The organism is Enterobacter cloacae complex sp. 2024EL-00214, assembly GCF_043945575.1.
GTDB classification, from domain to species: domain Bacteria; phylum Pseudomonadota; class Gammaproteobacteria; order Enterobacterales; family Enterobacteriaceae; genus Enterobacter; species Enterobacter cloacae_P.
Map to the genome: position 1 here is coordinate 107,626 of NZ_JBIMRC010000001.1, position 22,677 is coordinate 130,302.

A 22,677-nucleotide genomic window follows, 5' to 3' on the forward strand; every position below is an offset into this window, starting at 1 on the left:
TGCATGTCTATCACGGCGAATTCTGTCTACCGTGACACGGGAAATTTTTTCCGCAATCAGTTCATAACCTTTTTACTGATCGCATTGTTATGCGCCTTTATCACGGTGGTGCTTGGTCATGCGTTCTCTCCGAGTGAAGAACAAATTGCCAGCCTGAGCCAGGGCGACCATCTTGCGGGCAGCGTGGGGTTGTTTGACCTGGTGCAGAACATGACGCCTGAGCAACAGCAAATTCTGCTGCGCGCGTCAGCTGCCTCAACCTTTTCAGGTCTGATTGGCAATGCCATTCTTGCGGGTGGTGTACTGCTGATGATCCAGCTCGTGTCCGCAGGCCATCGCGTGAGTGCATTACGCGCTATCGGTGCCAGCGCACCTGTACTGCCGAAGCTGTTTATCCTCATCTTTTTAACCACCATGCTGGTGCAAATGGGGATTATGCTTATTGTGGTACCGGGTGTGTTACTGGCTATAGTGCTCTCCTTCGCGCCGGTGATGGTTGTGCAGGACAAAATGGGGATCTTCACCGCAATGCGGAGCAGTGCAAAGCTGGCGTGGTCTAACATGCGCCTGGTGGCTCCGGCCGTGATCGGCTGGCTGCTTGCTAAAACGCTCCTGTTATTGTTTGCACCAAACTTTGCTGTGTTAACGCCAAATGTTGGCGCGGTGGTGGCAAATACGCTGAGCAACCTGATTTCAGCTGTACTGCTGGTCTATCTGTTCCGCCTGTATATGTTAATTCGTCAGTAATCCTGAGGCTGGGTGCATCGCTGCGCCCGGCCCTGCTCAGAAGATGGAATCACAGAATGAAGCAGTTTCTTGATTTTTTACCGCTGGTGGTCTTTTTCGCTTTTTATAAGTTGTATGACATTTTTGCGGCAACCTATGCGCTGATCATTGCTACCGCCGTGGTGCTGATCTATAGCTGGATCCGCTATCGCAAAGTAGAAAAAATGGCGCTCATCACTTTCGGTCTGGTGGTCGTATTCGGCGGGCTTACCCTGGCCTTCCACAATGTTGAATTCATCAAATGGAAGGTTACAGTGATTTATGCGCTGTTTGCAGGCGCGTTATTGGTCAGCCAGTGGGTAATGAAAAAGCCGCTGATCCAGCGCATGCTGGGTAAAGAGCTCACTCTGCCGCAGGATGTATGGTCCCGCCTTAACCTCGCCTGGGCCGTCTTCTTCATTCTGTGTGGCCTGGCTAACATCTATATCGCCTTCTGGTTACCGGAAGAAATTTGGGTCAACTTTAAGGTCTTTGGCCTGACCGCGCTGACGCTTATTTTTACGCTCTTAAGCGGTGTATATATTTATCGTCACATACCGCAGGACGACAAACACTGATCGATGATGACCGGAACGCAGTACAACAGGCGTTCTGGTCTATTTTCTCCAGTCGAAAATCATAGTAGCATCCCGCCTGAAGTCTTCAGTTACGAGTTAAAACAATGACAACAAATGACGCCCCTCAGGGCGAACTGGTATTACGCACACTGGCAATGCCCGCTGACACGAATGCCAATGGCGATATTTTTGGCGGCTGGTTAATGTCGCAAATGGATATGGGTGGCGCAATCCTGGCGAAAGAGATTGCGCATGGACGTGTAGTCACCGTTCGGGTGGATGGCATGAGCTTCCTGCGCCCGGTTGCGGTGGGTGATGTGGTCTGCTGCTATGCGCGATGCGTAAAACGTGGCAATACGTCGATTTCCATCAACATTGAAGTATGGGTGAAAAAAGTCTCTTCCGAACCTATCGGGCAACGTTATAAAGCAACGGAAGCGCTGTTTATTTACGTGGCTGTAGACAGCCAGGGCAAACCTCGCCAGCTTCCTCAGTCCTGAGAATCAGGCAAAAAGAAGCCTCTTTACAGAGGCTTCTTTCATTCCATTTGCGCCCCGCCGTTCAGGCGGAAAATAATATTCACCGTCAGCCCACTCCCCGGTTTACCCGCTTCGTAACGCCATTTGCGCATCGCCGTTTTAACTTCGCGTTCAAACATGTTAGAAGGCTGCGCCGACAGGATTTCTACATTCTCCACGCGCCCGTCCGGTGTTACGTCAAATTTCACGCGTACGCGGCCTTCAATACGTAGCATCTGAGCACGCGGTGGATATTGCGGCTGGTTGCGGCTCAGCGCACGCGGGCCTGCGGGTGCCGTGACCGTCGGTTTCGCCGCTGTCGCGGTATTGTTCATCGCCGGACGCGACGGTGCTGCATTCTCTACCGTTTGCGTAGCGTGAGGCTCAACCGGACGTTCTTCACGTATCGGACGCTCTTCCACCTTCTTCACCGGTTTTGGCTTCGGCTTAGGTTTAGGCTTCGGTTCCGGCTTGTGGATCACCACCGGAGCTTCTTTCGGCGGTTCCGGGATCGGTTCAGGTTCTGGTTCAGCAACCGGTTGAGGCTGCGCTGGTGGAGGGGCGACCTGCGGCGGTGCAAGATCCGCTGGCGATACCATCACCACAGAAATGGGCTGCGCTGGCGCGGGCATTTCAATAACCTGATGAACCGAGGTATAGAGCAACCCTGCCACGACGGTACCGTGAATAACGACAGAAAGTAACGTCGGCCAGGGAAAGCGGCGAGGTAGGTCAAGGGTCATCGAAGTCATAATCATCACATTAAAAAACCAGACCCCGATTTTAAATGCAAATAGCAATCATATTCAATAAGACACTTTGTCTTCGCGCAATTTAAGCGCACAGCAGGTCCAAAAAGATGCATTTAGATCAGGGTATTAACATTGTTTTTATCTTTACATTGCAGTCAATTGTGCTTTCACATAACGTAAATGACACTTTTAACGGTTAAGGAGCTTCGCCGTGCTTTATGTGATTTATGCTGAAGATATCGCTAATTCCCTGGAAAAACGCCTTTCAGTTCGCCCTGCCCATCTGGCGCGCTTACAGTTGCTGCATGATGAAGGTCGATTACTGACCGCAGGCCCAATGCCCGCAGTAGACAGCAATGACCCTGGCGCAGCCGGTTTCTCTGGCTCTACGGTGATTGCAGAGTTTGAATCTCTGGAGGCGGCAAAATCCTGGGCCGACGCCGACCCGTACATTGCGGCCGGTGTGTATGCGAAAGTGACTGTCCGGGCGTATAAAAAAGTATTTTAAATCATAATGTTGAATATAGGGCACCCCACTAATTTTGTGTTGCCCTACTATCATTTTAAGTGAAAAAAGATATAATCCACTAATCTTCTTTGCCTAGAAAGCTACGTTATGGATTATATTTTATTAGTATTATTATTAGTAATTTGTTTTGCTAACTCTGCATTTATAAAAACCAAATCTATTGTTGTGGTTATTACATTATTTATATTTGCCTTTTGGTTTATATCTGATATGTTCACCGGGAATGGTGTAAATGATGCAGTTTATTATCATCTGAAAAGTAATGTTCATGGAACATCCATTGATGATATCTTACCAAAGATTTTTGCAGCCAGTATTTTTATTTTGATATCTATAGCAATTATAGTTTGTTCATTCAAGTTGCAAAAAAAATTACCACATCGCAACAAATTGGCTTTTAACTCTTTATTTATTTTATTTTTCTCAGTATTTATACTCAAGTCTAACGCAACCCAAAATATATATAACTCAATTCTAAACTTATCATATGGAAATGGAGTGGAAGTAGCTAAGCAGTATAAAGATATTGATTATAAAATGGAAAAAAGATATAACTTCGTTTTTATTTATGCTGAGAGTCTCGAGCGGACGTTAAGAGACATTAATGGTGTCAATTACATCCCAAATATAAGTAAGCTCGCAGATGATTACCTGGAATTTACTAACATAGAGCAAATACCTGGAATGGGTTGGACTATGGCAGGCATTGTCAATACGCAATGTGCTGTCCCTTTAGTTCTTCCTCAAGGTAATACCGCGAATAATATGTCTAATTTCCTTAGTGGTGCGAATTGTATTGCAACACATTTGCAAAATAGTGATTATACAACTGAATTTATCCGTGGGAGTGATAAAGAGTTTGCTGGAGGAGACAAGTTTTTTTCCCAGCATGGCTGGCAATATCAACATGACAAACAATATTTACAGAATCATCACCTCGTGAATGATGAAAACATAAGCGGCTGGGGAGTTCACGATGACGTACTCATTGATCATGTTTATAATGAATTCGAGAGATTATCAATTTCAAAAAATAATTTCCTTCTCTCATTTTTAAGCGTCAACACGCATCCACCAGCGGGAACTTACTTATCTACTTGCGATGGACATATTGATGCTACCATTAGCAATCCTATGCTTAAATCGGTAACCTGCTCCGATTACCTTATCAGTGCTTTTATAAAAAAAATCATCAACTCAGATCATTTTGACAATACTATTGTTGTACTTGTTTCAGACCATCTGATGATGGCTAACGCTGCCAGTAAAGAATTTGATAGCATTCAGGACAAGCGTAGAAACAACTTTATAATCATTAAAAAAGGGATCAAACCCGCTAAAATCGACAAAGCAGGGACATTACTGGATGTCTGGCCGACTATACTTGATATTTCTTCAGCTAAGAATCCCGATTTTGGATTTGGTCATAGCTTACTAAGTAATGTTAAAAGTGACATACTACAGTCATGGGGAAAATTTAAAAATATCAGTGACTATCTTGGGTTTTCATCTTACCTATGGAATTACCCCTCCCTAAATGATACATTCTCATTTAAAGATGGTATATTAACAATTGGTCAACAACAATACAAATGGCCTCTATTTGGCACTGCCGATAAAAATAAAAACATCAACGAAATTTATTTTGAAGCCTTTGCTTTGAACGCCGAAAAGATGATTAGTAACGATGGCATTCTATTTTATATTAACGATTGCGGAATGACATCCAACAGTAAAAAGGTTTATGTGGTTATGAGTTAACGCGTAATGGCACTGTACAGTACCAAATTAGCGAAAGAGGTCTTTACAATCGCAGAGAGCTCAATATCGCATCGCCTTTATTTACTGAGAGTCTTATCGGAATCTCGTCTGGACCACTTAATGTCCAAACAGGAATTAATGATAATACTCAAGAGCAACTCATGCCCTATGGTGTTAATTTTTACAAATTAACCAAAGAAAATAAAGAAACGAAATTCCTGACCAATTTTAATACATGCAACAATGTTTCTGTTGATGACAATGCAATAAAAAAATTTCTTGACAACGACGACTCACCTATAATCTTCGCGTCAAATGAGTCTGTTTTTTGCATTCCTTATGAAACCAGACCGTCAGTTAATACATTATTACGTTCTGACGCAGCTACCCAGTTGGCTCCCAGACAGCAAATAATAGGAACTTATAATAAAAAAGAGACGAAATTTATTATAGGAAAACCTGATATACCACTGGATGTGTTTATAAATCCAGCAGACTTTAATTTGTATGAGTTATGTAATATTTTCACCGACTGTAAGTAATTTGCTCTAACTTATTAAAAAGGCTCCGTCTCCGGAGCCTTTTTTGCAATCAATGCAGCGACGCTAACCTCGCCGCAAATCCGACAAACAGCAGCCCTATCAGCCCATTCCCCAGTTTTGCCAGTTTCTTTTTGGTTTTAAGATAACGAGTGACAAAAGCACCAGAGAAGATCAGGAAGCTCATATACACAAAGCTGATCAGCTCAAGGGTCGTCGCCAGGATCAGGAAAGAGGTCCCCGTATTTTCAGCACTTACGTCAATAAACTGCACAAAGAACGAAACGTAAAACAGAATCGCTTTTGGGTTTGTCAGGCTCAATACCAGCGCGCGCTTCATGATTGCGCTTGCAGGCTCGGCTCCACTCGCATGTGCATTATTCTGCCGGGTGATAACTGACCAGAGCATTTTCCCGCCCAGCCACAGCAGATAAAACGCCCCCAGATAACGCACGATATTAAATAAAACCGGGGTTGTCTGGATCAATGCGGCAACACCCGCCCAGGCCAGAAACATCAATACTGCATCACCGATGAACACGCCGGTCGCAGCCAGATAACCTTTTTTGACGCCGTGACCAATTCCGGTTTTCAGCACAAACAAGGTGTTTGGCCCTGGAACCAGCACAATAAAGAACGCGCCAACGACGTACGTCCAGAAATTAAGTACTCCAAACTCCGCAAACACTTCTCCCTCCTTTTGCTAAAAACAACGAGAATATCGCTGCAATAACGATATTCATAAAATCAGACGCTATAAAATCAGTGGGCACCTTAACGGTGCCCTCATGGTACTCAGATATCCTGGATCGCGAACAGCAACGCGTTACGATGTTTGTCCAGTCCACATTTTCTGATAGCGTGGATACGCATATTGCGGCGGGATTGTGCTTCCAGCCAACGAGCCTTGCGACGACTCACCTGTCGCAACATGCGCCAGCGCCCTACTTCTGTTCTACTGCGCTTCATGTCTACAACTCTTTCTCTAACAGAAATCCCATTATAAACCCAACCCCTCAGCAAACCAGCGCTTTTATCTGGCGTTTTTATTTGCCAGATGAATCCTGATGCGTACACTCATAACAATACGCTTTCAAAAGGATTTTCTTATCTATGACAACCTTCTACACCGTGGTGAGTTGGCTGGTCATTCTGGGATACTGGCTGTTAATCGCGGGTGTGACGTTGCGCATCCTGATGAAGCGCAGAGCCGTACCCTCTGCCATGGCCTGGCTACTGATTATTTACATCCTGCCGTTGGTGGGCATTATTGCCTATCTCTCGTTCGGTGAGCTTCATCTCGGTAAGCGCCGTGCCGAACGTGCCCGGGCCATGTGGCCTTCCACCGCAAAATGGCTCAACGATCTTAAAGCCTGTAAACATATTTTCGCTGAGAACAACAGTAGCGTCGCTTCCTCGCTGTTTAAACTGTGCGAGCGTCGCCAGGGAATTGCCGGCGTAAAAGGGAATCAGCTCCAGCTCCTGACAACCTCCGATGATGTGATGCAGGCGTTGATCCGTGATATTCAGCTGGCTCGCCATAACATTGAGATGGTGTTCTATATCTGGCAACCCGGTGGGATGGCCGATCAGGTCGCAGAATCGCTGATGGCGGCCGCTCGCCGGGGTATTCACTGCCGCCTGATGCTGGACTCCGCTGGTAGCGTCGCATTTTTCCGCAGCCCCTGGGCGGGCATGATGCGTAATGCCGGTATCGAAGTGGTTGAGGCGCTAAAGGTCAACCTGCTGCGTGTTTTTCTGCGTCGCATGGATCTTCGTCAGCACCGAAAAATGATCATGATCGATAACTATATTGCCTATACCGGCAGTATGAACATGGTTGACCCGCGTTTCTTCAAGCAAGATTCCGGCGTCGGCCAATGGGTCGACCTGATGGCAAGAATGGAAGGCCCGATTGCCACCTCTATGGGGATCGTCTACTCCTGTGACTGGGAAATTGAAACCGGCAAACGCATTCTTCCTCCGCCACCGGACGGTAATATCATGCCGTTTGAAGAGGCCAGTGGCCACACTATTCACACCATCGCCTCCGGGCCGGGTTTCCCGGAAGATTTGATTCATCAGGCGCTGCTCACTGCCACCTACTCAGCGCGTGAATATCTGATCATGACCACCCCCTACTTTGTTCCCAGCGATGATCTGCTGCACGCGATTTGTACCGCTGCGCAGCGTGGTGTGGACGTCAGTATTATTATGCCGCGCAAAAATGACTCGCTGCTCGTGGGCTGGGCCAGCCGCGCCTTCTTTACCGAACTGCTGGCTGCTGGCGTGAAAATTTACCAGTTCGAGGGCGGGCTTCTGCATACCAAGAGCGTACTGGTTGACGGCGAGCTGAGCCTGGTGGGAACCGTCAATCTCGATATGCGCAGCCTGTGGCTAAATTTTGAGATCACGCTGGTGATAGACGATTCCGGATTTGGTGGCGATCTGGCGGCGGTACAGGATGACTACATCTCCCGCTCGCGCCTGCTGGATGCCAGACTGTGGGTGAAACGTCCGCTGTGGCAGAGAATTGCCGAACGACTGTTTTACTTCTTTAGCCCGTTGCTGTAAAACGTGCCCAACGATGTTAAACAGGTAGTCATCATGGAAATGGATCTGAACAATCGCCTGACCGAAGACGAAACGCTCGAGCAGGCCTATGACATTTTTCTCGAACTGGCGGTTGATAACCTCGATCCCGCAGACGTGATCCTCTTTAATCTGCAATTCGAAGAGCGCGGCGGTGCCGAATTGTTCGACCCGGCAGAAGACTGGGCCGAACACGTGGATTTCGACCTCAATCCTGATTTCTTCGCCGAAGTCGTGATTGGGCTGGCGGATGAAGATGGTGGTGAAATTAACGACATTTTTGCCCGCGTGCTGCTGTGTCGCGAGAAAGACCACAAGCTGTGCCATATTATCTGGCGTGAATAATAAAAAAGGCTGCGATGCAGCCTTTTTTATCATCTACAGACGATAAGGGCTGACGTAATGTCAGCCCTTATGTTTATAACGGATCGACTTTCAGGCAGGAAACCGCATGCCGGAAGCTGCCTTCCAGAACCGGACGTGTTTTCGCACATTCCGGCCCTGCCATCGGACACCGCGTACGGAATACGCAGCCTGAAGGCGGGTTAATCGGCGATGGCAATTCACCGTCCAGAAGCTGGATGGTTTTATTTTTTTCCAGATCGGGATCGGGGATCGGTACGGCCGACATCAGCGCTTTGGTATAAGGGTGTAACGGGTTGTGGTACACCTCATCATACGTGCCCAGTTCCACGGCATGCCCCAGATACATTACCAGTACGCGGTCAGAAATGTGTTTGACCACCGCCAGGTCGTGCGCAATGAAGATCAGCGACAGCCCCATTTCACGCTGCAGTTTTTGCAGCAGGTTAACCACCTGCGCCTGAATAGAAACGTCCAGTGCAGAAACTGGCTCATCACAGATGATCAGCTTCGGTTCGAGGATCAACGCACGTGCAATACCGATACGCTGACACTGACCGCCGGAGAATTCGTGCGGGTAGCGGTTGATGAGGTTAGGCAACAGCCCGACTTTCAGCATCATCGCCTTAACACGATCGCGCACTTCCTGACGTGATAACTTCGGATGATAGGTGCGCAGCGGCTCGGAGATAATCTCACCGATAGTCATACGCGGGTTTAATGATGCCAGGGGATCCTGGAAAATCATCTGGATATCGCTACGCACATCGCGCCACTCGTCCGGCTTCATGCCCAGCAAATCTTTGCCCAGCCATGCCACTTTACCGCCCGTCGCTTTCACCAGGCCAATAATGGCGCGCGCAAACGTGGATTTACCACAGCCTGACTCACCCACCACGCCCAGGGTTTCCCCTTCGTACAGGCGAAGCGTGACGCCATCCACCGCTTTCAGGGTTTTAGGCGGCTGCCAGAACCACTGCTTGCCGTCTTTAATGTCGAAATGCACTTTCAGATCGGCGATTTCGAGCAGTACATTTCTTTTTTCATCTAATGCGTTCATACCAGATCCTCCTGCGGCTTAAAGCAGGCGCGCAGACGGCCTGGTGCAAACTCGTCCAGCGGCGGAGCGCTGTTACAGATTTCCATCGCGTGCGGACAGCGCGGCTGGAACGGGCAGCCTTTCGGCAAACGCAGCAGGTTTGGCGGGTTGCCCGGAATGGTCAACAGAGATTCGCCTTCCGCGTCGAGGCGTGGAACAGCATTCAACAGGCCAATTGAGTACGGATGCGCAGGCTGATAGAACACATCACGCGCTTTACCATATTCCATGGTACGACCGGCATACATCACCAGCACTTTGTCGCAGATACCCGCAACCACGCCCAGGTCGTGGGTGATCATGATAATCGCCGTGTTGAATTCGCGCTTAAGCTCGTTCAACAGGGTCATGATCTGCGCCTGAACGGTCACGTCCAGCGCGGTGGTCGGTTCATCGGCGATCAGCAATTTTGGCCGACACAGCAGCGCCATCGCAATCATCACGCGCTGGCGCATACCGCCGGAAAACTCGTGCGGGAACATGCGCATGCGCTTACGTGCTTCCGGCATTTTTACCGCATCCAGCATTTTGACGGACTCTTCGAACGCTTCCGCTTTGCCCATGCCTTTGTGCAGCATCAGCACTTCCATCAGCTGTTCGCCGACGCGCATATACGGGTTAAGTGACGTCATCGGATCCTGGAAAATCATCGAAATCTGCTCAGCACGAAGCTTGTTCAGCTCCTGCTCCGGCAGGTTCAGGATCTCTTTCCCGTTGAAGGTCGCGGAACCACCAATACGCCCGTTTTGCGCCAGAAGCCCCATCAGCGCAAACGCCGTTTGTGATTTCCCCGAACCGGATTCACCCACGATCCCCAGCGTTTCACCCGCACGCAGGCTGAAGTTGAGATCGTTTACGGCGGTAACATCTCCGTCCGGCGTTTTAAAGGTGACGCGGAGGTCTTTGACATCCAGCAGAATTTTGCTCTGTTGTTGCGCCTGTGGCGCAGTTGCCGTTTCAATTATCGTCATGACGGCGCTCCTTAACGGTCTTTCGGGTCGAGGGCATCACGCAGGCCATCGCCGATAAAGTTGAAACAAAACAGGGTGACGACCAGGAAGCCCGCCGGATATAACAGCAGCCACGGAGAAACTTCCATTGAGTTTGCACCATCACTCAGAAGCGCACCCCAGCTGCTCAACGGTTCTTGCGTCCCCAGACCCAGGAAGCTCAGGAAGGATTCAAACAGGATCATGCTTGGCACCAGCAGCGAGGCATAGACCACAACCACACCCAGTACGTTAGGAACGATGTGTCGAACCACGATATTACCGGTTGATACCCCACCAACCTGTGCAGCTTCGATAAACTCTTTGCGTTTAAGGCTCAGCGTTTGACCGCGCACAATACGCGCCATGTCCAGCCAGGAAACCATCCCGATCGCCACAAAGATCAGCAGGATATTCTGGCCAAAGAAGGTCACCAGCAGGATAACGAAGAACATGAACGGGAAGGAGTTTAATATCTCCAGCAGACGCATCATTACGGAGTCCACTTTGCCGCCAAGATAGCCGGAAAGTGAGCCATAGAGCGTACCGACGATCACCGCCACCAGCGCGGCGGCAATACCGACCATCAACGAGATACGGCCACCAATCGCCACACGAACCAGCAAATCACGCCCGGAAGAATCCGTACCGAAATAGTGCCCGGATGTCATATCCGGCGCGCTGGACATCATGCCCCAGTCGGTATCGAAATAGGTGAACTGTGACAGCATGGGAGCCAGGGTCACAAACAGAGCAATCAACACCAGCACAAACAAACTGGTGACGGCAGCACGGTTGTGCATAAAACGACGACGGGCATCTTGCCAGAGGCTACGGCCTTCTACTTCCAGTTTTTCACTGAAGTTTTCCAGCGCCTCGCTGTTTTTCTTACTCAACATCATGGCGTGCTCCAGTGTTAGTAACGGATTTTCGGGTCGATAACGGCATACAGCACATCGACAATTGCGTTAAAGAGAATGGTCAGCGTTCCGACAAGGATTGTGAGGCTTAATACCAGCGAGTAATCGCGGTTAAGCGCACCGTTAACGAACAGCTGGCCAATACCTGGCAGGCCATAAATAGTTTCAATCACCATTGAACCCGTAATAATACCGACGAAGGCCGGGCCCATATAGGACAGTACGGGTAACAGCGCAGGCTTAAGCGCGTGACGGAGAATAATCCGGTGCATTGGCAGCCCCTTTGCACGCGCGGTACGAATGAAGTTTGAGTGCAACACTTCAATCATCGAGCCACGGGTAATACGCGCAATGCTGGCAATATACGCCAGTGATAATGCCACCATCGGCAAAATCATAAACTTCAGTGCCCCGCCGTTCCAGCCGCCACCAGGCAGCCATTTCAGCGTGATGGCAAATATCATCACCAGTAATGGTGCCACAACGAAACTGGGGATAACGACCCCGGTCATTGCGACCCCCATTACGGTATAATCCCATTTGGTATTTTGTTTTAGTGCGGCAATAACGCCCGCGGCAACCCCGAGAATAACGGCCAGGAAGAATGCCGCAGCACCTAATTTAGCCGAGACCGGGAAGCTTGAAGCCACCAGGTCGTTAACGGAATAGTCTTTATATTTGAACGAGGGCCCAAAATCGCCATGCGCCAGCTGCTTCAGATAACTGAAGTATTGGGTGGAGATAGGATCGTTTAAATGATATTTCGCTTCGATATTTGCCATCACTTCTGGCGGCAGCGCACGCTCGCTGGTAAATGGACTACCGGGAGCAAGACGCATCATGAAGAACGAAATCGTAATAAGAATAAAGAGCGTCGGAATCGCTTCAAGACAGCGACGTAGGATAAATTTCAACATTGCCCGTACCTTCTGGCGTGTGCCTTTTGCACATGTTCTTTCTGGCGAACCCGAAAAATCATGTGCATATAGTGCGATGAGTTAAGACACAGTGGGGCAAATAACATTGCCCCACGGATTGCCATTAATGCTTAATGATGTACAGATCTTTGGTGTAGATGTTGTCCATCGGGTCTTTACCGGTATAACCGCCAACCCAAGGTTTCACCAGACGCGCGTTCACGTAGTAGTAAACCGGAACGATCGCAGAATCTTTACCTAACTGCTGCTCTGCTTTGTCGTACAGGGCAGTACGTTGTGCCTCATCAGTCACTTGCAGCGTTTCTTTCATGATTGAATCAAACGCCGGGCTCTTATAGTGCGCGGTGTTCATGGAGCTGTCAGACAGCATGGTGTTCAGGAAGGACGTAGGTTCGTTGTAGTCCGCACACCAGCCGGCACGCGCCACATCGTAGTTACCCTGGTGACGGGTATCCAGGAATGTTTTCCACTCCTGGTTCACCAGCTTCACATCCACACCCAGGTTTTTCTTCCAGATGGATGCAGCCGCGATAGCCAGTTTCTTGTGCAGATCGGAGGTGTTATACAGCAGGTTAAACGTCAGCGGCTTGTCTGCGGTGTAGCCCGCTTCGGCCAGCAGTTTCTTCGCTTCTTCGTTACGTTTTGCCTGTGTCCAGGTGAACCACTCTGGTTTGGTCAGCTTCGCGCCATCTGTGTATGGCGGGGTGTAACCGAATGCCGGCAGGTCGCCCTGCGCTTTCACTTTGTTTACGATGATATCGCGATCCAGACCCAGCTTCAGCGCGGTACGTACGCGAGCATCGGTAAATGGCGCTTTCTGGTTGTTGATTTCGTAGTAATACGTACACAGGTACGGATCGACGTGAACTTCGGTTGGGATCTCTTTCTTCAGCTTCTGGAAGAGTTCAATCGGCAGGTTGTTATAGGTCATGTCGATTTCGCCGCTGCGGTAACGGTTAACGTCCGTCACTTCGGAGGAAATCGGCAGATAGGTAATCTGGTCTACGATGGTTTTCGCGTTATCCCAGTAGTTGGTGTTACGCTCCATCACGATACGTTCGTTAACCACCCAGTCTTTCAGCTTATAAGCACCGTTAGTGACGATGTTAGCTGGCTGAGTCCACTTCTCACCGAATTTTTCGATGGCAGTTTTGTTAACCGGAGACATTGCCGGGTTAACCAGCAGTTTGTAGAAATACGGAACAGGTTCGCTCAGGGTGACTTCCAGAGTGTGGTCATCGATGGCTTTCACGCCGAGTTCTGATGGAGCTTTTTTACCGTCGATGATTTCATCAACGTTCAGGATGTGACCGTACTGCGGATAGCTGGCGTAAGGAGAAGCCGTTTTAGGATCGACCAGACGCTGCCAGCTATATACGAAATCTTGTGCGGTGACAGGTTCACCGTTGGACCATTTTGCGTCTTTACGCAGGTGGAATGTCCAGACTTTAAAGTCTTTATTATCCCAGCTTTCAGCCACGCCCGGGATTGGGTGACCGTCTTTCGTCGAGGTAATCAGCAGACCTTCGAACAGATCGCGACTGATATTCGCTTCAGGAACACCTTCAATCTTGTTCGGATCCAGAGACTGCGGCTCAGCGCCGTTGTTACGGATCATGGTTTGTTTTTCTGCAAGCGTTACACCTGCAGGCACGTCGGCAGCCATTGCCATATTACCCGCGATCAGCGCAGTGAAAATACCCGCTGCTATCAGACTTTTTTTTGTGATGATGGACATTGTGTTGATACTCCACTCATTATAATTACTGGCCTTCGCCAGCTGTGTATCCCCTGTTGGGGCCTGTACAGCGCAGGAGTTTTTTTTGCTGCTGTCAGGTTCTTTTTTTACTTCTTGCTATCACCGACTTCTTTATTACTGACCGCTCGTATGGCCGTCTTGCGTCGATTCTTAACACGCCTCCCCTGTCTGGGACGTGTGCTGGATACCTGAGAAGAGGACTATATGAAAATAATTCTCATCTACTTGTTTTATGCTGCAAAATATAAGGCCGGAAAGTATCAAATGGCGTAAACTCGCGCCAATACATTTTGCAAATTTGTTAAGCAATTCTCTTTTACGGTGAGTACCGCGTTTTTATGGGCAGCCCTGCCGGACATCAAACACCAGGGAAACACCCTGCTATTCAATATGATAGAGATAATTTTCTCTACAAGCGCGTCGCTGCGCTGTCATTGACTGGTTTTGTACGAAAATTTAACAACTGGTTATTATTTAGCACATTCCTCTAACGGAACGTTGAAATTACTAATATCATTTCGGTTATCTCTCAGCAAGCCCCAGAGTATCATGTGAGTCAAATAACAGATCGATCGCAGGATTTATGTGCAGGCGGGTAAACACAAAACACATAAGTTACTGAAATGCATTGAATTACAATTATCAGTAGAATTTATTATGGTTTGTGCAAATTTCAACTTTATTAATATGATTTGCTGATAATCACATAAAAAACGGAGCCCGTGGCTCCGTTTATTCATATGACGTGGTTAGTGCAGCAGTCCGGGGAAAATGCTCTTTATACCGGTGACGATGAACTCAATGCCCAGCGCCATCAATAACAGACCCATAATACGGGTAATGACGTTGATGCCCGTCTGTCCCAGCAAACGCACCAGCCAGGGAGCCATACGGAACACGCCCCAACAACAAAGCGCAAAAATGGCAATCGCCACGGAGAAACCAATAAGGTGCATCAGGTTGTGGTAGCGAGTCCCCCAGACGATTGTCGAACTGATCGCCCCGGGTCCTGCCATCAACGGTAACGCCAGCGGCACCACACCAATGCTCTCGCGAATGGCGGTTTCTGACTTTTCCTGTTTGTTCTGTTTATCTTCCCCCAGCTTACCGCTGATCATCGACATGGCAATGGTGACCACCAGGATCCCACCCGCGATGCGGAAGGAGTCAATGGAAATGCCAAACAGTTGCAGGATGGCATCCCCCAGATAAAGAGAGGTAAGCAATATAATGGCCACGGACAGGTTGGCCGTGAGATTGGTTTTGTTCCTGGCCACCGCCGTCTGGTAGCTGGTCATACTAATGAAGACAGGGATAATCCCCACCGGGTTGACCAGGGCAAACAAACCAATAAAAAACTTAAAATATGTTGGAAAATCAAAGAGCGTTTGGATCACGTTTAGCTCCGCTTATGCGCATGGCCCGGGACTGATACTGTGTCATGGTAGAACCGCGCTGAAGATACGCTTTTTATTAGCATACTTCACCAGAAATCTGTGCCAAAACGTTAGCATTTCATGATGTTAAACATTTGTAGAATCAATGATAGCCACGATTCCAATAGTTACGTAATTATTTAACAGTGGAATAATCTCAAAGAAATAACCCTGCTGAATGGTATCAGCTTGGGGGGAAATTGATGCAGATCATGATTTCCGTACTCAGAAGTGAGTAATCTGATTACGCCGCCAGGGAGATCACCTATCAAAAAGGTATGATGCTAAGGTAAGGCTCTTTTAGTAAATTAGTGAATCGACAGGAAGTAACCCTTTGTTTTACTGTGTGTTACGCAAGTCCTATAAGCCCTGACTATACTGTCTGACGTATCGAGCGCTGGTTTACTAAAAGAGTTTAAACATTATCAGGAGAGCATTATGGCTGTTACCAATATCGCTGAACTGAACGCCCTCGTAGAGCGCGTTAAAAAGGCCCAGCGTGAATATGCCAATTTCACCCAAGAACAGGTTGATAAAATCTTCCGCGCGGCCGCTCTGGCTGCTGCAGATGCTCGAATCCCTCTCGCTAAAATGGCCGTTGCCGAATCCGGCATGGGTATCGTTGAAGATAAAGTGATTAAAAACCACTTTGCTTCAGAGTATATCTACAACGCCTATAAAGATGAGAAAACCTGTGGCGTGCTGTCTGAAGACGACACCTTCGGTACGATCACCATTGCAGAACCTATCGGCATCATCTGCGGTATCGTTCCGACCACCAACCCAACGTCTACTGCTATCTTCAAATCACTGATCAGCCTGAAGACCCGTAACGCAATTATCTTCTCCCCGCACCCACGTGCGAAAGACGCCACCAACAAAGCTGCGGATATCGTCCTGCAGGCTGCCATTGCAGCTGGCGCACCTAAAGACCTCATCGGCTGGATCGATCAACCGTCTGTTGAACTGTCCAATGCACTGATGCACCACCCAGACATTAACCTGATCCTGGCGACCGGTGGTCCTGGTATGGTTAAAGCAGCATACAGCTCCGGTAAACCGGCAATCGGCGTAGGCGCAGGTAACACGCCAGTGGTTATCGACGAAACCGCAGATATCAAACGTGCTGTCGCGTCTGTACTGATGTCTAAAACCTTCGACAACGGCGTTATCTGTGCATCTGAACAGTCTGTAGTGGTTGTTGATTCCGTATACGATGCTGTTCGCGAACGTTTTGCCAGCCACGGTGGCTACATGCTGCAGGGCAAAGAGCTGAAAGCCGTTCAGGACATCATTCTGAAAAATGGCGCGCTGAACGCCGCTATCGTTGGTCAGCCAGCATATAAAATTGCTGAACTCGCAGGCTTTACCGTTCCGGTCACCACCAAGATCCTGATCGGTGAAGTTAAAGTTGTGGACGAAAGCGAGCCGTTTGCTCACGAAAAACTGTCCCCTACTCTGGCAATGTACCGTGCAAAAGATTTTGATGACGCGGTAGAAAAAGCAGAGAAGCTGGTTGCAATGGGCGGTATCGGTCACACCTCTTGCCTGTACACCGACCAGGATAACCAGCCAGAACGTGTTGCTCACTTCGGTCAGAAGATGAAGACTGCACGTATCCTGATTAACACCCCGGCTTCTCAGGGTGGTATCGGTGACCTGTACAACTTCAAACTCGCACCTTCCCTGACTCTGGGTTGTGGTTCCTGGGGTGGTAACTCCATCTCTGAAAACGTTGGTCCAAAACACCTGATCAACAAGAAAACCGTTGCTAAGCGAGCTGAAAACATGTTGTGGCACAAACTTCCGAAATCTATCTACTTCCGTCGTGGCTCTCTGCCAATCGCGCTGGATGAAGTGATTACTGATGGCCACAAACGTGCGCTCATCGTGACTGACCGTTTCCTGTTCAACAACGGCTACGCAGATCAGATCACCTCTGTTCTGAAAGCGGCTGGCGTCGAAACTGAAGTCTTCTTTGAAGTTGAAGCTGACCCAACACTGAGCGTTGTTCGCAAAGGTGCTGAACTGGCGAACTCCTTCAAACCAGATGTGATTATCGCACTGGGTGGTGGTTCCCCAATGGACGCCGCGAAAATCATGTGGGTTATGTACGAGCATCCTGAAACGCACTTCGAAGAACTGGCACTGCGCTTTATGGACATCCGTAAACGTATCTACAAGTTCCCGAAAATGGGCGTAAAAGCGAAGATGATCGCTGTGACTACTACTTCCGGTACCGGTTCAGAAGTGACACCGTTTGCGGTTGTAACTGATGATGCGACCGGCCAGAAATACCCACTGGCTGACTACGCGCTGACCCCAGATATGGCTATCGTTGATGCCAACCTGGTGATGGATATGCCGAAATCACTGTGTGCGTTCGGTGGTCTGGATGCTGTAACTCACGCCCTGGAAGCCTATGTTTCCGTACTGGCTTCTGAGTTCTCTGACGGCCAGGCTCTGCAGGCGCTGAAACTGCTGAAAGAAAACCTGCCAGCATCTTACAACGAAGGGGCTAAAAACCCGGTAGCGCGTGAGCGTGTACACAGTGCAGCAACCATCGCCGGTATCGCGTTTGCCAACGCCTTCCTGGGTGTTTGCCACTCAATGGCACACAAACTGGGTTCTCAGTTCCACATTCCTCACGGTCTGGCGAACGCCCTGTTGATCAGCAACGTTATCCGTTATAACGCTAACGACAACCCAACCAAGCAGACTGCATTCAGCCAGTACGACCGTCCGCAAGCACGTCGTCGTTATGCTGAAATCGCAGACCACCTGGGTCTGAGCGCTGCGGGTGACCGTACTGCTGCGAAGATTGAGAAACTGCTGGCATGGCTGGAAAGCATTAAAGCTGAACTGGGTATTCCTAAATCCATCCGCGAAGCAGGCGTACAGGAAGCTGACTTCCTCGCTCACGTAGATAAGCTGTCTGAAGATGCATTCGATGACCAGTGTACCGGTGCTAACCCGCGCTACCCACTGATCTCCGAGCTGAAACAGATCCTGCTGGATACCTACTACGGCCGCGAGTTCAAAGAAGGTGATACTGTTGCAAAAACTGAAGCACCTGCCGTAAAAGCTGACAAAAAAGCGAAGAAAAGCGCTTAATTGATAGCCCGATAAAAAAACCCGCCATTTGGCGGGTTTTTTTATGTCTGCATATTAAGCTGAAAACATTCAGCGGCTCATTATTTCCGGTTGTCGTGCTGAATCGCCGTCAGTGAACCTACCACCAATGCTTCCTTATAGTGTTTACGGCAAACCGAGATATAACGCTCATTGCCCCCTATCACCACCTGCTCACCATCCGCATAAGGTTTTCCGGACTGATCGAGACGAAGCACCATACTGGCTTTACGGCCGCAAAAACAGATAGTTTTCAGTTCAACAAGCTTATCGGACCAGGCAAGTAAATACTGGCTCCCGGCAAATAATTCCCCCCGGAAATCCGTACGCAACCCATAACACAGAACGGGGATATCAAGCTCATCAACGACCTCTGAAAGCGCATGAACCTGTTCACGTGTAAGGAACTGGCTTTCATCAACCAGAACGCAATGAATAGGCTGTGCAGCGTGTGCTGTGCGAATATCCTGCAACAGGTCGGTTTCCGGGTTATACAGTCTGGCAGGCGACGAGAGACCTATTCTGGAACTCACCTTGCCCGCGCCATAGCGATCGTCGATTTCAGCGGTGTAAACCACGGTACGCATACCTCTTTCCTGATAATTGTAGGAGGATTGCAGTAACGCCGTAGATTTCCCGGCATTCATTGCCGAATAGTAGAAATAAAGTTGTGCCATTGGCCGTAAAACCCTAATCAATGTGTAATATTCCCAATGATTCATTGTACCATATTTTGCCTCACCATCAGCGACACACTGCACAGACCCTGCGGGCTCAGGACGCGGGTAAAAACCCGTAAATTAAGAAAATAATGCGTCAAAACATGCAGTAAACGCATTAAGCATCGCCAATAAGTTATGGCATCGGCCAAAGATAACACTTCTTTTTATACTGGAATCCAGGTTCATTAAAATTCACTATTTATTAACTATTTTTGCCTTTACACCGCTTTTGCGAAGTAATACAAAAGGCTGATATTTATCCGCCGCAACTATAATTCCTGCGGTAAATGTCACAAAAAAAACATGTAACCGACCCTGTTAAGCAGGTTACCGTGATAACACGCAGTCCGGGACCTGATGAAATTTAAGTTAGCGTAATTAATAATAGCGACCATTATTTAGTATTTTTTGAATTCCTTACATTCCCACCTATTGCACAACTCAAATTATCGCTCTATTATTAGGTCAACAAACCACCCCCCCATTATAAGTTTGAGATTACTACAATGAGCGAAGCACTTAAAATTCTGAACAACATCCGTACTCTTCGTGCGCAGGCAAGAGAATGTACCCTTGAAACGCTTGAAGAAATGCTGGAAAAATTAGAAGTTGTAGTTAATGAACGTCGTGAAGAAGAAAGCGCTGCTGCAGCTGAAATCGAAGAACGCACTCGTAAACTGCAGCAATATCGTGAAATGCTGATTGCTGATGGTATCGATCCAAACGAATTGCTGAACAGCATGGCTGCTGCTAAAACCGGTACCAAAGCCAAACGCGCTGCTCGTCCTGCTAAATATAGCTATGTTGATGAAAACGGCGAAACTAAAACCTGGACTGGCCAGGGTCGTACTCCTGCTGTTATCAAGAAAGCAATGGATGAGCAAGGCAAACAGCTGGATGACTTCCTGATCAAGGATTAATCAGGACGCATTCTGAAAAATCCCGCTTAATGCGGGATTTTTTGTATCTGAAATTCACGTCAAACATCCCCTTACACTCTGTCATATAGTGACAATGGACTATTTAACATTCCTTACGGTCTGAGCCTGTCACAGGTTGTTATGGGCATAAAAAAACCGGTGGGCATCGCCACACCGGTCTTGTTCATTTACAGCCCGGGTTATTTTTTAATACCCATACTGTCTTTGAGCCAGGCTTTAAATTCTTCACCCAGCGTATTGTGGCGAATGCCATATTCAACAAATGCCTGCATATAACCGAGCTTATTCCCGCAGTCATGGCTCTTACCTTTCATATGGTAGGCTTCAACGGTTTCTTTCTCGATCAGCATATCAATAGCGTCGGTCAGCTGGATCTCATCACCCGCTCCTGGAGGGGTTTTCGCCAGCAGTGGCCAGATTTCAGCGCTCAGGACATAACGGCCTACAACCGCCAGATTAGACGGTGCTGCGTCTGCTTTTGGTTTCTCAACAACGCCCACCATTGGCACGCTTTCGCCAGGTTCCAGATTCACGCCTTTGCAGTCAACGACACCGTAAGCTGTCACATCGGCAACAGGCTCAACCATAATCTGGCTACTACCGGTTTCGTCAAAGCGGTGAATCATCTCAGCCAGGTTGTCTTTAGACAGGTTGGATTCATATTCATCCAGAATAACGTCTGGCAGGATCACCGCGACAGGCTCGTCGCCCACGACAGGGTGTGCACACAGTACCGCGTGACCCAGGCCTTTAGCCAGCCCCTGACGCACCTGCATAATGGTAACGTGTGGAGGGCAAATAGACTGAACTTCAGCTAACAGCTGGCGCTTAACACGTTTTTCCAGCATAGCTTCAAGTTCAAAACTTGTATCGAAATGGTTTTCGATTGAGTTTTTAGATGAATGCGTAACCAGCACAATTTCAGTAATACCGGCGGCGATACATTCATTAACGACGTACTGGATTAATGGCTTATCAACCAAAGGCAGCATCTCTTTAGGAATTGCCTTAGTTGCTGGTAACATCCTGGTCCCCAATCCCGCTACCGGGATAACGGCCTTTCTGACTTTCGAATTTAGGGCAGCCATTGAAATTCTCCTGAGCTGTTCAAGTTTTGAACTTTTATGCATTAAATAACGCGTCGAGTATATCAGTCTCACCTTACAGTCCGGGTCTGAAAAGAACGCGTTGCCGATCAATTAGGATAAATACGCATGAATCTGGGCTGTGATAGTAGCACTCCCGGCAAAACACAGGAAAAGCAATCTTACGAATAAGAACCAACTGCTTATTCCGTGGACAACATTAAGCGTAACCGCCCCCCGGCACCCCAAATTTGGCACTGCCAGGAGGAACAGCGGTGGCTAATTTGATTAAGGTAAGCCGTCTCCAGTGTGCCAAGGGGCACACCGTTGCTCACCTGAATATGATGCTCCCCGGTATTCAGAGTGGCATTCAGACCCGCTGAAACGAGGATAAGATTTTTCAAACTGCTGTGGTAATAACCGACCAATAGCGGAAACTGTCCCGGCAAATTGGCCTGGCGAAAAAGCTGATTAACCTGTTTAAGTAAACTGCCTAACTCAGGGAGTCGTTGTCCCTGATGCGATAGTTGCTCCTGCAACAGGCCATTAAATAGCGCACGAAGTAATAACGCCGCTAATACACCATTGTCTCCTGCCCGGGTAACATCCAGACAATAAAACGCAAGATCCGCATCAGACAATGGCGCAATATCCAGCACCAGTCCAGGCTGATCGGCGGCCATCAACTGTCGATAATTTATTCGGCAATGTGAAATAGTTTGTTGTACCGGAGGCTGGAGTTCCTGTAACAATTTTGCGGCCGCTGGAGGGTTGCTGACTAAAGCATCCCAGTCCTGGAAAAGACGCTCCTCTTCCTCTACCCGGGAATTAAACATATTTGGATAAAGGCAGGCCAACACCGTTTCACGCAGACGGTTCAAATCCTTAACGGGTTTAAGCAGAATATCCTGAACGCCCAGGCGTAATGCTTTGGCGATGTCCGCCATATTCTCCGTCGCTGAAATCATCAAAATGGGGGTTTTATCGCCTTCATTACGCAGATGCTCAACCAGCTTCAGGCCATTCATCCGCGGCATCGCGATATCACAGATCATCAGATCGGGTGTGATGCTGACCATTTTTTCCAGCGCGTCGATACCATCCTCAGCCAGTGCAGTGATTGCACCCAGTGAGGATAACCACGAATCCAGCAGCGAGCGGAAAACGGGCTCGTCTTCAACAATCAAAATTTGTTTTCCGGCCAATGGCTGCGTCATGGTACCTCCCCTGACTGACAGTAACTAAATAGTGGCATGCTA

At 48.5% G+C, this 22,677-nt stretch carries 22 protein-coding genes; 10 read left to right on the forward strand and 12 right to left on the reverse strand.

Annotated features, from left to right (window positions below):
• Positions 1-3 precede the first annotated feature (3 nt).
• From ACHHZ6_RS00530 to yciA, 3 genes are all read left to right on the forward strand, one after another.
• Positions 4-747 carry a YciC family protein gene (locus tag ACHHZ6_RS00530; protein WP_182271671.1) on the forward strand — a complete coding sequence of 248 codons (744 nt, stop codon included), beginning with the start codon at positions 4-6 and terminating at the stop codon, positions 745-747.
• A gap of 56 nt (positions 748-803) precedes the next feature.
• Positions 804-1,343 carry a septation protein A gene (locus tag ACHHZ6_RS00535; RefSeq protein WP_395121513.1) on the forward strand — a complete coding sequence of 180 codons (540 nt, stop codon included), beginning with the start codon at positions 804-806 and terminating at the stop codon, positions 1,341-1,343.
• Between the two features lie 104 nt (positions 1,344-1,447).
• Positions 1,448-1,843 (forward strand): acyl-CoA thioester hydrolase YciA, encoded by a 396-nt coding sequence (gene yciA / locus ACHHZ6_RS00540; protein WP_395121515.1) that lies wholly within the window; start codon positions 1,448-1,450, stop codon positions 1,841-1,843.
• A 38-nt stretch (positions 1,844-1,881) separates the two neighbouring features.
• Here the strand turns inward: yciA and tonB are convergent, their stop codons facing one another.
• The gene (tonB, locus tag ACHHZ6_RS00545; RefSeq protein ID WP_395121667.1) at positions 1,882-2,604 is read right to left on the reverse strand and encodes a TonB system transport protein TonB; all 723 of its coding nucleotides are present in this window, start codon (positions 2,602-2,604) and stop codon (positions 1,882-1,884) included.
• Between the two features lie 220 nt (positions 2,605-2,824).
• Here tonB and ACHHZ6_RS00550 point away from each other — a divergent pair, with 220 nt between their 5' ends.
• The 3 genes from ACHHZ6_RS00550 to ACHHZ6_RS00560 all read left to right on the forward strand — a co-directional run bounded on the left by ACHHZ6_RS00550 (position 2,825) and on the right by ACHHZ6_RS00560 (position 5,445).
• Positions 2,825-3,121 (forward strand): YciI family protein, encoded by a 297-nt coding sequence (locus tag ACHHZ6_RS00550; protein WP_395121517.1) that lies wholly within the window; start codon positions 2,825-2,827, stop codon positions 3,119-3,121.
• A 108-nt stretch (positions 3,122-3,229) separates the two neighbouring features.
• Complete coding sequence (locus ACHHZ6_RS00555; protein WP_395121518.1) at positions 3,230-4,903, forward strand: phosphoglycerol transferase I; 1,674 nt, start codon at positions 3,230-3,232, stop codon at positions 4,901-4,903.
• Between the two features lie 161 nt (positions 4,904-5,064).
• Positions 5,065-5,445 (forward strand): hypothetical protein, encoded by a 381-nt coding sequence (locus tag ACHHZ6_RS00560; RefSeq protein WP_395121520.1) that lies wholly within the window; start codon positions 5,065-5,067, stop codon positions 5,443-5,445.
• Between the two features lie 49 nt (positions 5,446-5,494).
• Here the strand turns inward: ACHHZ6_RS00560 and leuE are convergent, their stop codons facing one another.
• Positions 5,495-6,130: a leucine efflux protein LeuE gene (gene leuE, locus ACHHZ6_RS00565; RefSeq protein WP_395121521.1), complete on the reverse strand. Its 636-nt coding sequence runs from the start codon at positions 6,128-6,130 to the stop codon at positions 5,495-5,497.
• A 107-nt stretch (positions 6,131-6,237) separates the two neighbouring features.
• Positions 6,238-6,411, reverse strand: a complete 174-nt coding sequence (locus ACHHZ6_RS00570) for a YciY family protein (protein ID WP_182271676.1) — start codon at positions 6,409-6,411, stop codon at positions 6,238-6,240.
• A gap of 144 nt (positions 6,412-6,555) precedes the next feature.
• Between ACHHZ6_RS00570 and cls the strand changes: the two genes are divergently transcribed.
• Together cls and ACHHZ6_RS00580 are read left to right on the forward strand one after the other, a co-directional pair.
• Positions 6,556-8,016, forward strand: a complete 1,461-nt coding sequence (cls, locus tag ACHHZ6_RS00575; protein WP_182271677.1) for a cardiolipin synthase — start codon at positions 6,556-6,558, stop codon at positions 8,014-8,016.
• Between the two features lie 33 nt (positions 8,017-8,049).
• A complete protein-coding gene (locus ACHHZ6_RS00580) occupies positions 8,050-8,379 on the forward strand; it encodes an HI1450 family dsDNA-mimic protein (RefSeq protein ID WP_014832243.1) in 330 nt (109 codons plus the stop codon).
• 73 nt (positions 8,380-8,452) lie between these two features.
• Here ACHHZ6_RS00580 and oppF read toward each other — a convergent pair whose 3' ends face one another.
• The 6 genes from oppF to ACHHZ6_RS00610 all read right to left on the reverse strand — a co-directional run bounded on the left by oppF (position 8,453) and on the right by ACHHZ6_RS00610 (position 15,499).
• On the reverse strand, positions 8,453-9,457 hold the full coding sequence (gene oppF / locus ACHHZ6_RS00585; protein WP_182271678.1) for a murein tripeptide/oligopeptide ABC transporter ATP-binding protein OppF: 1,005 nt from the start codon (positions 9,455-9,457) through the stop codon (positions 8,453-8,455).
• The gene (locus tag ACHHZ6_RS00590) at positions 9,454-10,467 is read right to left on the reverse strand and encodes an ABC transporter ATP-binding protein (protein WP_182271679.1); all 1,014 of its coding nucleotides are present in this window, start codon (positions 10,465-10,467) and stop codon (positions 9,454-9,456) included. The genes oppF and ACHHZ6_RS00590 overlap by 4 nt, the downstream gene beginning before the upstream one ends.
• Positions 10,468-10,478: 11 nt before the next feature.
• The gene (oppC, locus tag ACHHZ6_RS00595; protein WP_182271680.1) at positions 10,479-11,387 is read right to left on the reverse strand and encodes an oligopeptide ABC transporter permease OppC; all 909 of its coding nucleotides are present in this window, start codon (positions 11,385-11,387) and stop codon (positions 10,479-10,481) included.
• Between the two features lie 14 nt (positions 11,388-11,401).
• Complete coding sequence (oppB, locus tag ACHHZ6_RS00600; protein WP_182271681.1) at positions 11,402-12,322, reverse strand: oligopeptide ABC transporter permease OppB; 921 nt, start codon at positions 12,320-12,322, stop codon at positions 11,402-11,404.
• Positions 12,323-12,446: 124 nt separating this feature from the next.
• Positions 12,447-14,081 (reverse strand): oligopeptide ABC transporter substrate-binding protein OppA, encoded by a 1,635-nt coding sequence (gene oppA / locus ACHHZ6_RS00605; RefSeq protein WP_182271682.1) that lies wholly within the window; start codon positions 14,079-14,081, stop codon positions 12,447-12,449.
• 770 nt (positions 14,082-14,851) lie between these two features.
• Complete coding sequence (locus ACHHZ6_RS00610) at positions 14,852-15,499, reverse strand: YchE family NAAT transporter (protein ID WP_182271683.1); 648 nt, start codon at positions 15,497-15,499, stop codon at positions 14,852-14,854.
• 477 nt (positions 15,500-15,976) lie between these two features.
• Here ACHHZ6_RS00610 and adhE point away from each other — a divergent pair, with 477 nt between their 5' ends.
• Complete coding sequence (adhE, locus tag ACHHZ6_RS00615) at positions 15,977-18,652, forward strand: bifunctional acetaldehyde-CoA/alcohol dehydrogenase (protein ID WP_395121523.1); 2,676 nt, start codon at positions 15,977-15,979, stop codon at positions 18,650-18,652.
• Positions 18,653-18,732: 80 nt separating this feature from the next.
• On the opposite strand, the gene tdk is transcribed toward adhE, so the two are convergent.
• Positions 18,733-19,347 carry a thymidine kinase gene (gene tdk / locus ACHHZ6_RS00620; RefSeq protein WP_182271685.1) on the reverse strand — a complete coding sequence of 205 codons (615 nt, stop codon included), beginning with the start codon at positions 19,345-19,347 and terminating at the stop codon, positions 18,733-18,735.
• Between the two features lie 551 nt (positions 19,348-19,898).
• On the opposite strand from tdk, the gene hns reads away from it, so the two are divergent.
• Positions 19,899-20,312, forward strand: coding sequence for a histone-like nucleoid-structuring protein H-NS (hns, locus tag ACHHZ6_RS00625; protein WP_008502781.1), 414 nt, complete (start codon positions 19,899-19,901; stop codon positions 20,310-20,312).
• 200 nt (positions 20,313-20,512) lie between these two features.
• On the opposite strand, the gene galU is transcribed toward hns, so the two are convergent.
• Together galU and rssB are read right to left on the reverse strand one after the other, a co-directional pair.
• Positions 20,513-21,421, reverse strand: coding sequence for a UTP--glucose-1-phosphate uridylyltransferase GalU (gene galU, locus ACHHZ6_RS00630; RefSeq protein ID WP_182271686.1), 909 nt, complete (start codon positions 21,419-21,421; stop codon positions 20,513-20,515).
• Positions 21,422-21,621: 200 nt separating this feature from the next.
• Positions 21,622-22,635, reverse strand: coding sequence for a two-component system response regulator RssB (rssB, locus tag ACHHZ6_RS00635; protein ID WP_182271687.1), 1,014 nt, complete (start codon positions 22,633-22,635; stop codon positions 21,622-21,624).
• Between the last annotated feature and the right edge of the window lie 42 nt (positions 22,636-22,677).

Coding starts and splice junctions, on each gene's coding strand:
- ACHHZ6_RS00560 (WP_395121520.1), top strand. CDS start 5,065: ATGCCCTATGGTGTTAATTTTTACAAATTAACCAAAGAAAATAAAGAA.
- rssB (WP_182271687.1), bottom strand. CDS start 22,635: ATGACGCAGCCATTGGCCGGAAAACAAATTTTGATTGTTGAAGACGAG.
- ACHHZ6_RS00570 (WP_182271676.1), bottom strand. CDS start 6,411: ATGAAGCGCAGTAGAACAGAAGTAGGGCGCTGGCGCATGTTGCGACAG.
- oppA (WP_182271682.1), bottom strand. CDS start 14,081: ATGTCCATCATCACAAAAAAAAGTCTGATAGCAGCGGGTATTTTCACT.
- ACHHZ6_RS00555 (WP_395121518.1), top strand. CDS start 3,230: ATGGATTATATTTTATTAGTATTATTATTAGTAATTTGTTTTGCTAAC.
- oppB (WP_182271681.1), bottom strand. CDS start 12,322: ATGTTGAAATTTATCCTACGTCGCTGTCTTGAAGCGATTCCGACGCTC.
- tdk (WP_182271685.1), bottom strand. CDS start 19,347: ATGGCACAACTTTATTTCTACTATTCGGCAATGAATGCCGGGAAATCT.
- ACHHZ6_RS00590 (WP_182271679.1), bottom strand. CDS start 10,467: ATGACGATAATTGAAACGGCAACTGCGCCACAGGCGCAACAACAGAGC.
- yciA (WP_395121515.1), top strand. CDS start 1,448: ATGACAACAAATGACGCCCCTCAGGGCGAACTGGTATTACGCACACTG.
- adhE (WP_395121523.1), top strand. CDS start 15,977: ATGGCTGTTACCAATATCGCTGAACTGAACGCCCTCGTAGAGCGCGTT.
- cls (WP_182271677.1), top strand. CDS start 6,556: ATGACAACCTTCTACACCGTGGTGAGTTGGCTGGTCATTCTGGGATAC.
- galU (WP_182271686.1), bottom strand. CDS start 21,421: ATGGCTGCCCTAAATTCGAAAGTCAGAAAGGCCGTTATCCCGGTAGCG.
- ACHHZ6_RS00530 (WP_182271671.1), top strand. CDS start 4: ATGTCTATCACGGCGAATTCTGTCTACCGTGACACGGGAAATTTTTTC.
- oppF (WP_182271678.1), bottom strand. CDS start 9,457: ATGAACGCATTAGATGAAAAAAGAAATGTACTGCTCGAAATCGCCGAT.
- tonB (WP_395121667.1), bottom strand. CDS start 2,604: ATGACCCTTGACCTACCTCGCCGCTTTCCCTGGCCGACGTTACTTTCT.
- ACHHZ6_RS00535 (WP_395121513.1), top strand. CDS start 804: ATGAAGCAGTTTCTTGATTTTTTACCGCTGGTGGTCTTTTTCGCTTTT.
- ACHHZ6_RS00580 (WP_014832243.1), top strand. CDS start 8,050: ATGGAAATGGATCTGAACAATCGCCTGACCGAAGACGAAACGCTCGAG.
- oppC (WP_182271680.1), bottom strand. CDS start 11,387: ATGATGTTGAGTAAGAAAAACAGCGAGGCGCTGGAAAACTTCAGTGAA.
- hns (WP_008502781.1), top strand. CDS start 19,899: ATGAGCGAAGCACTTAAAATTCTGAACAACATCCGTACTCTTCGTGCG.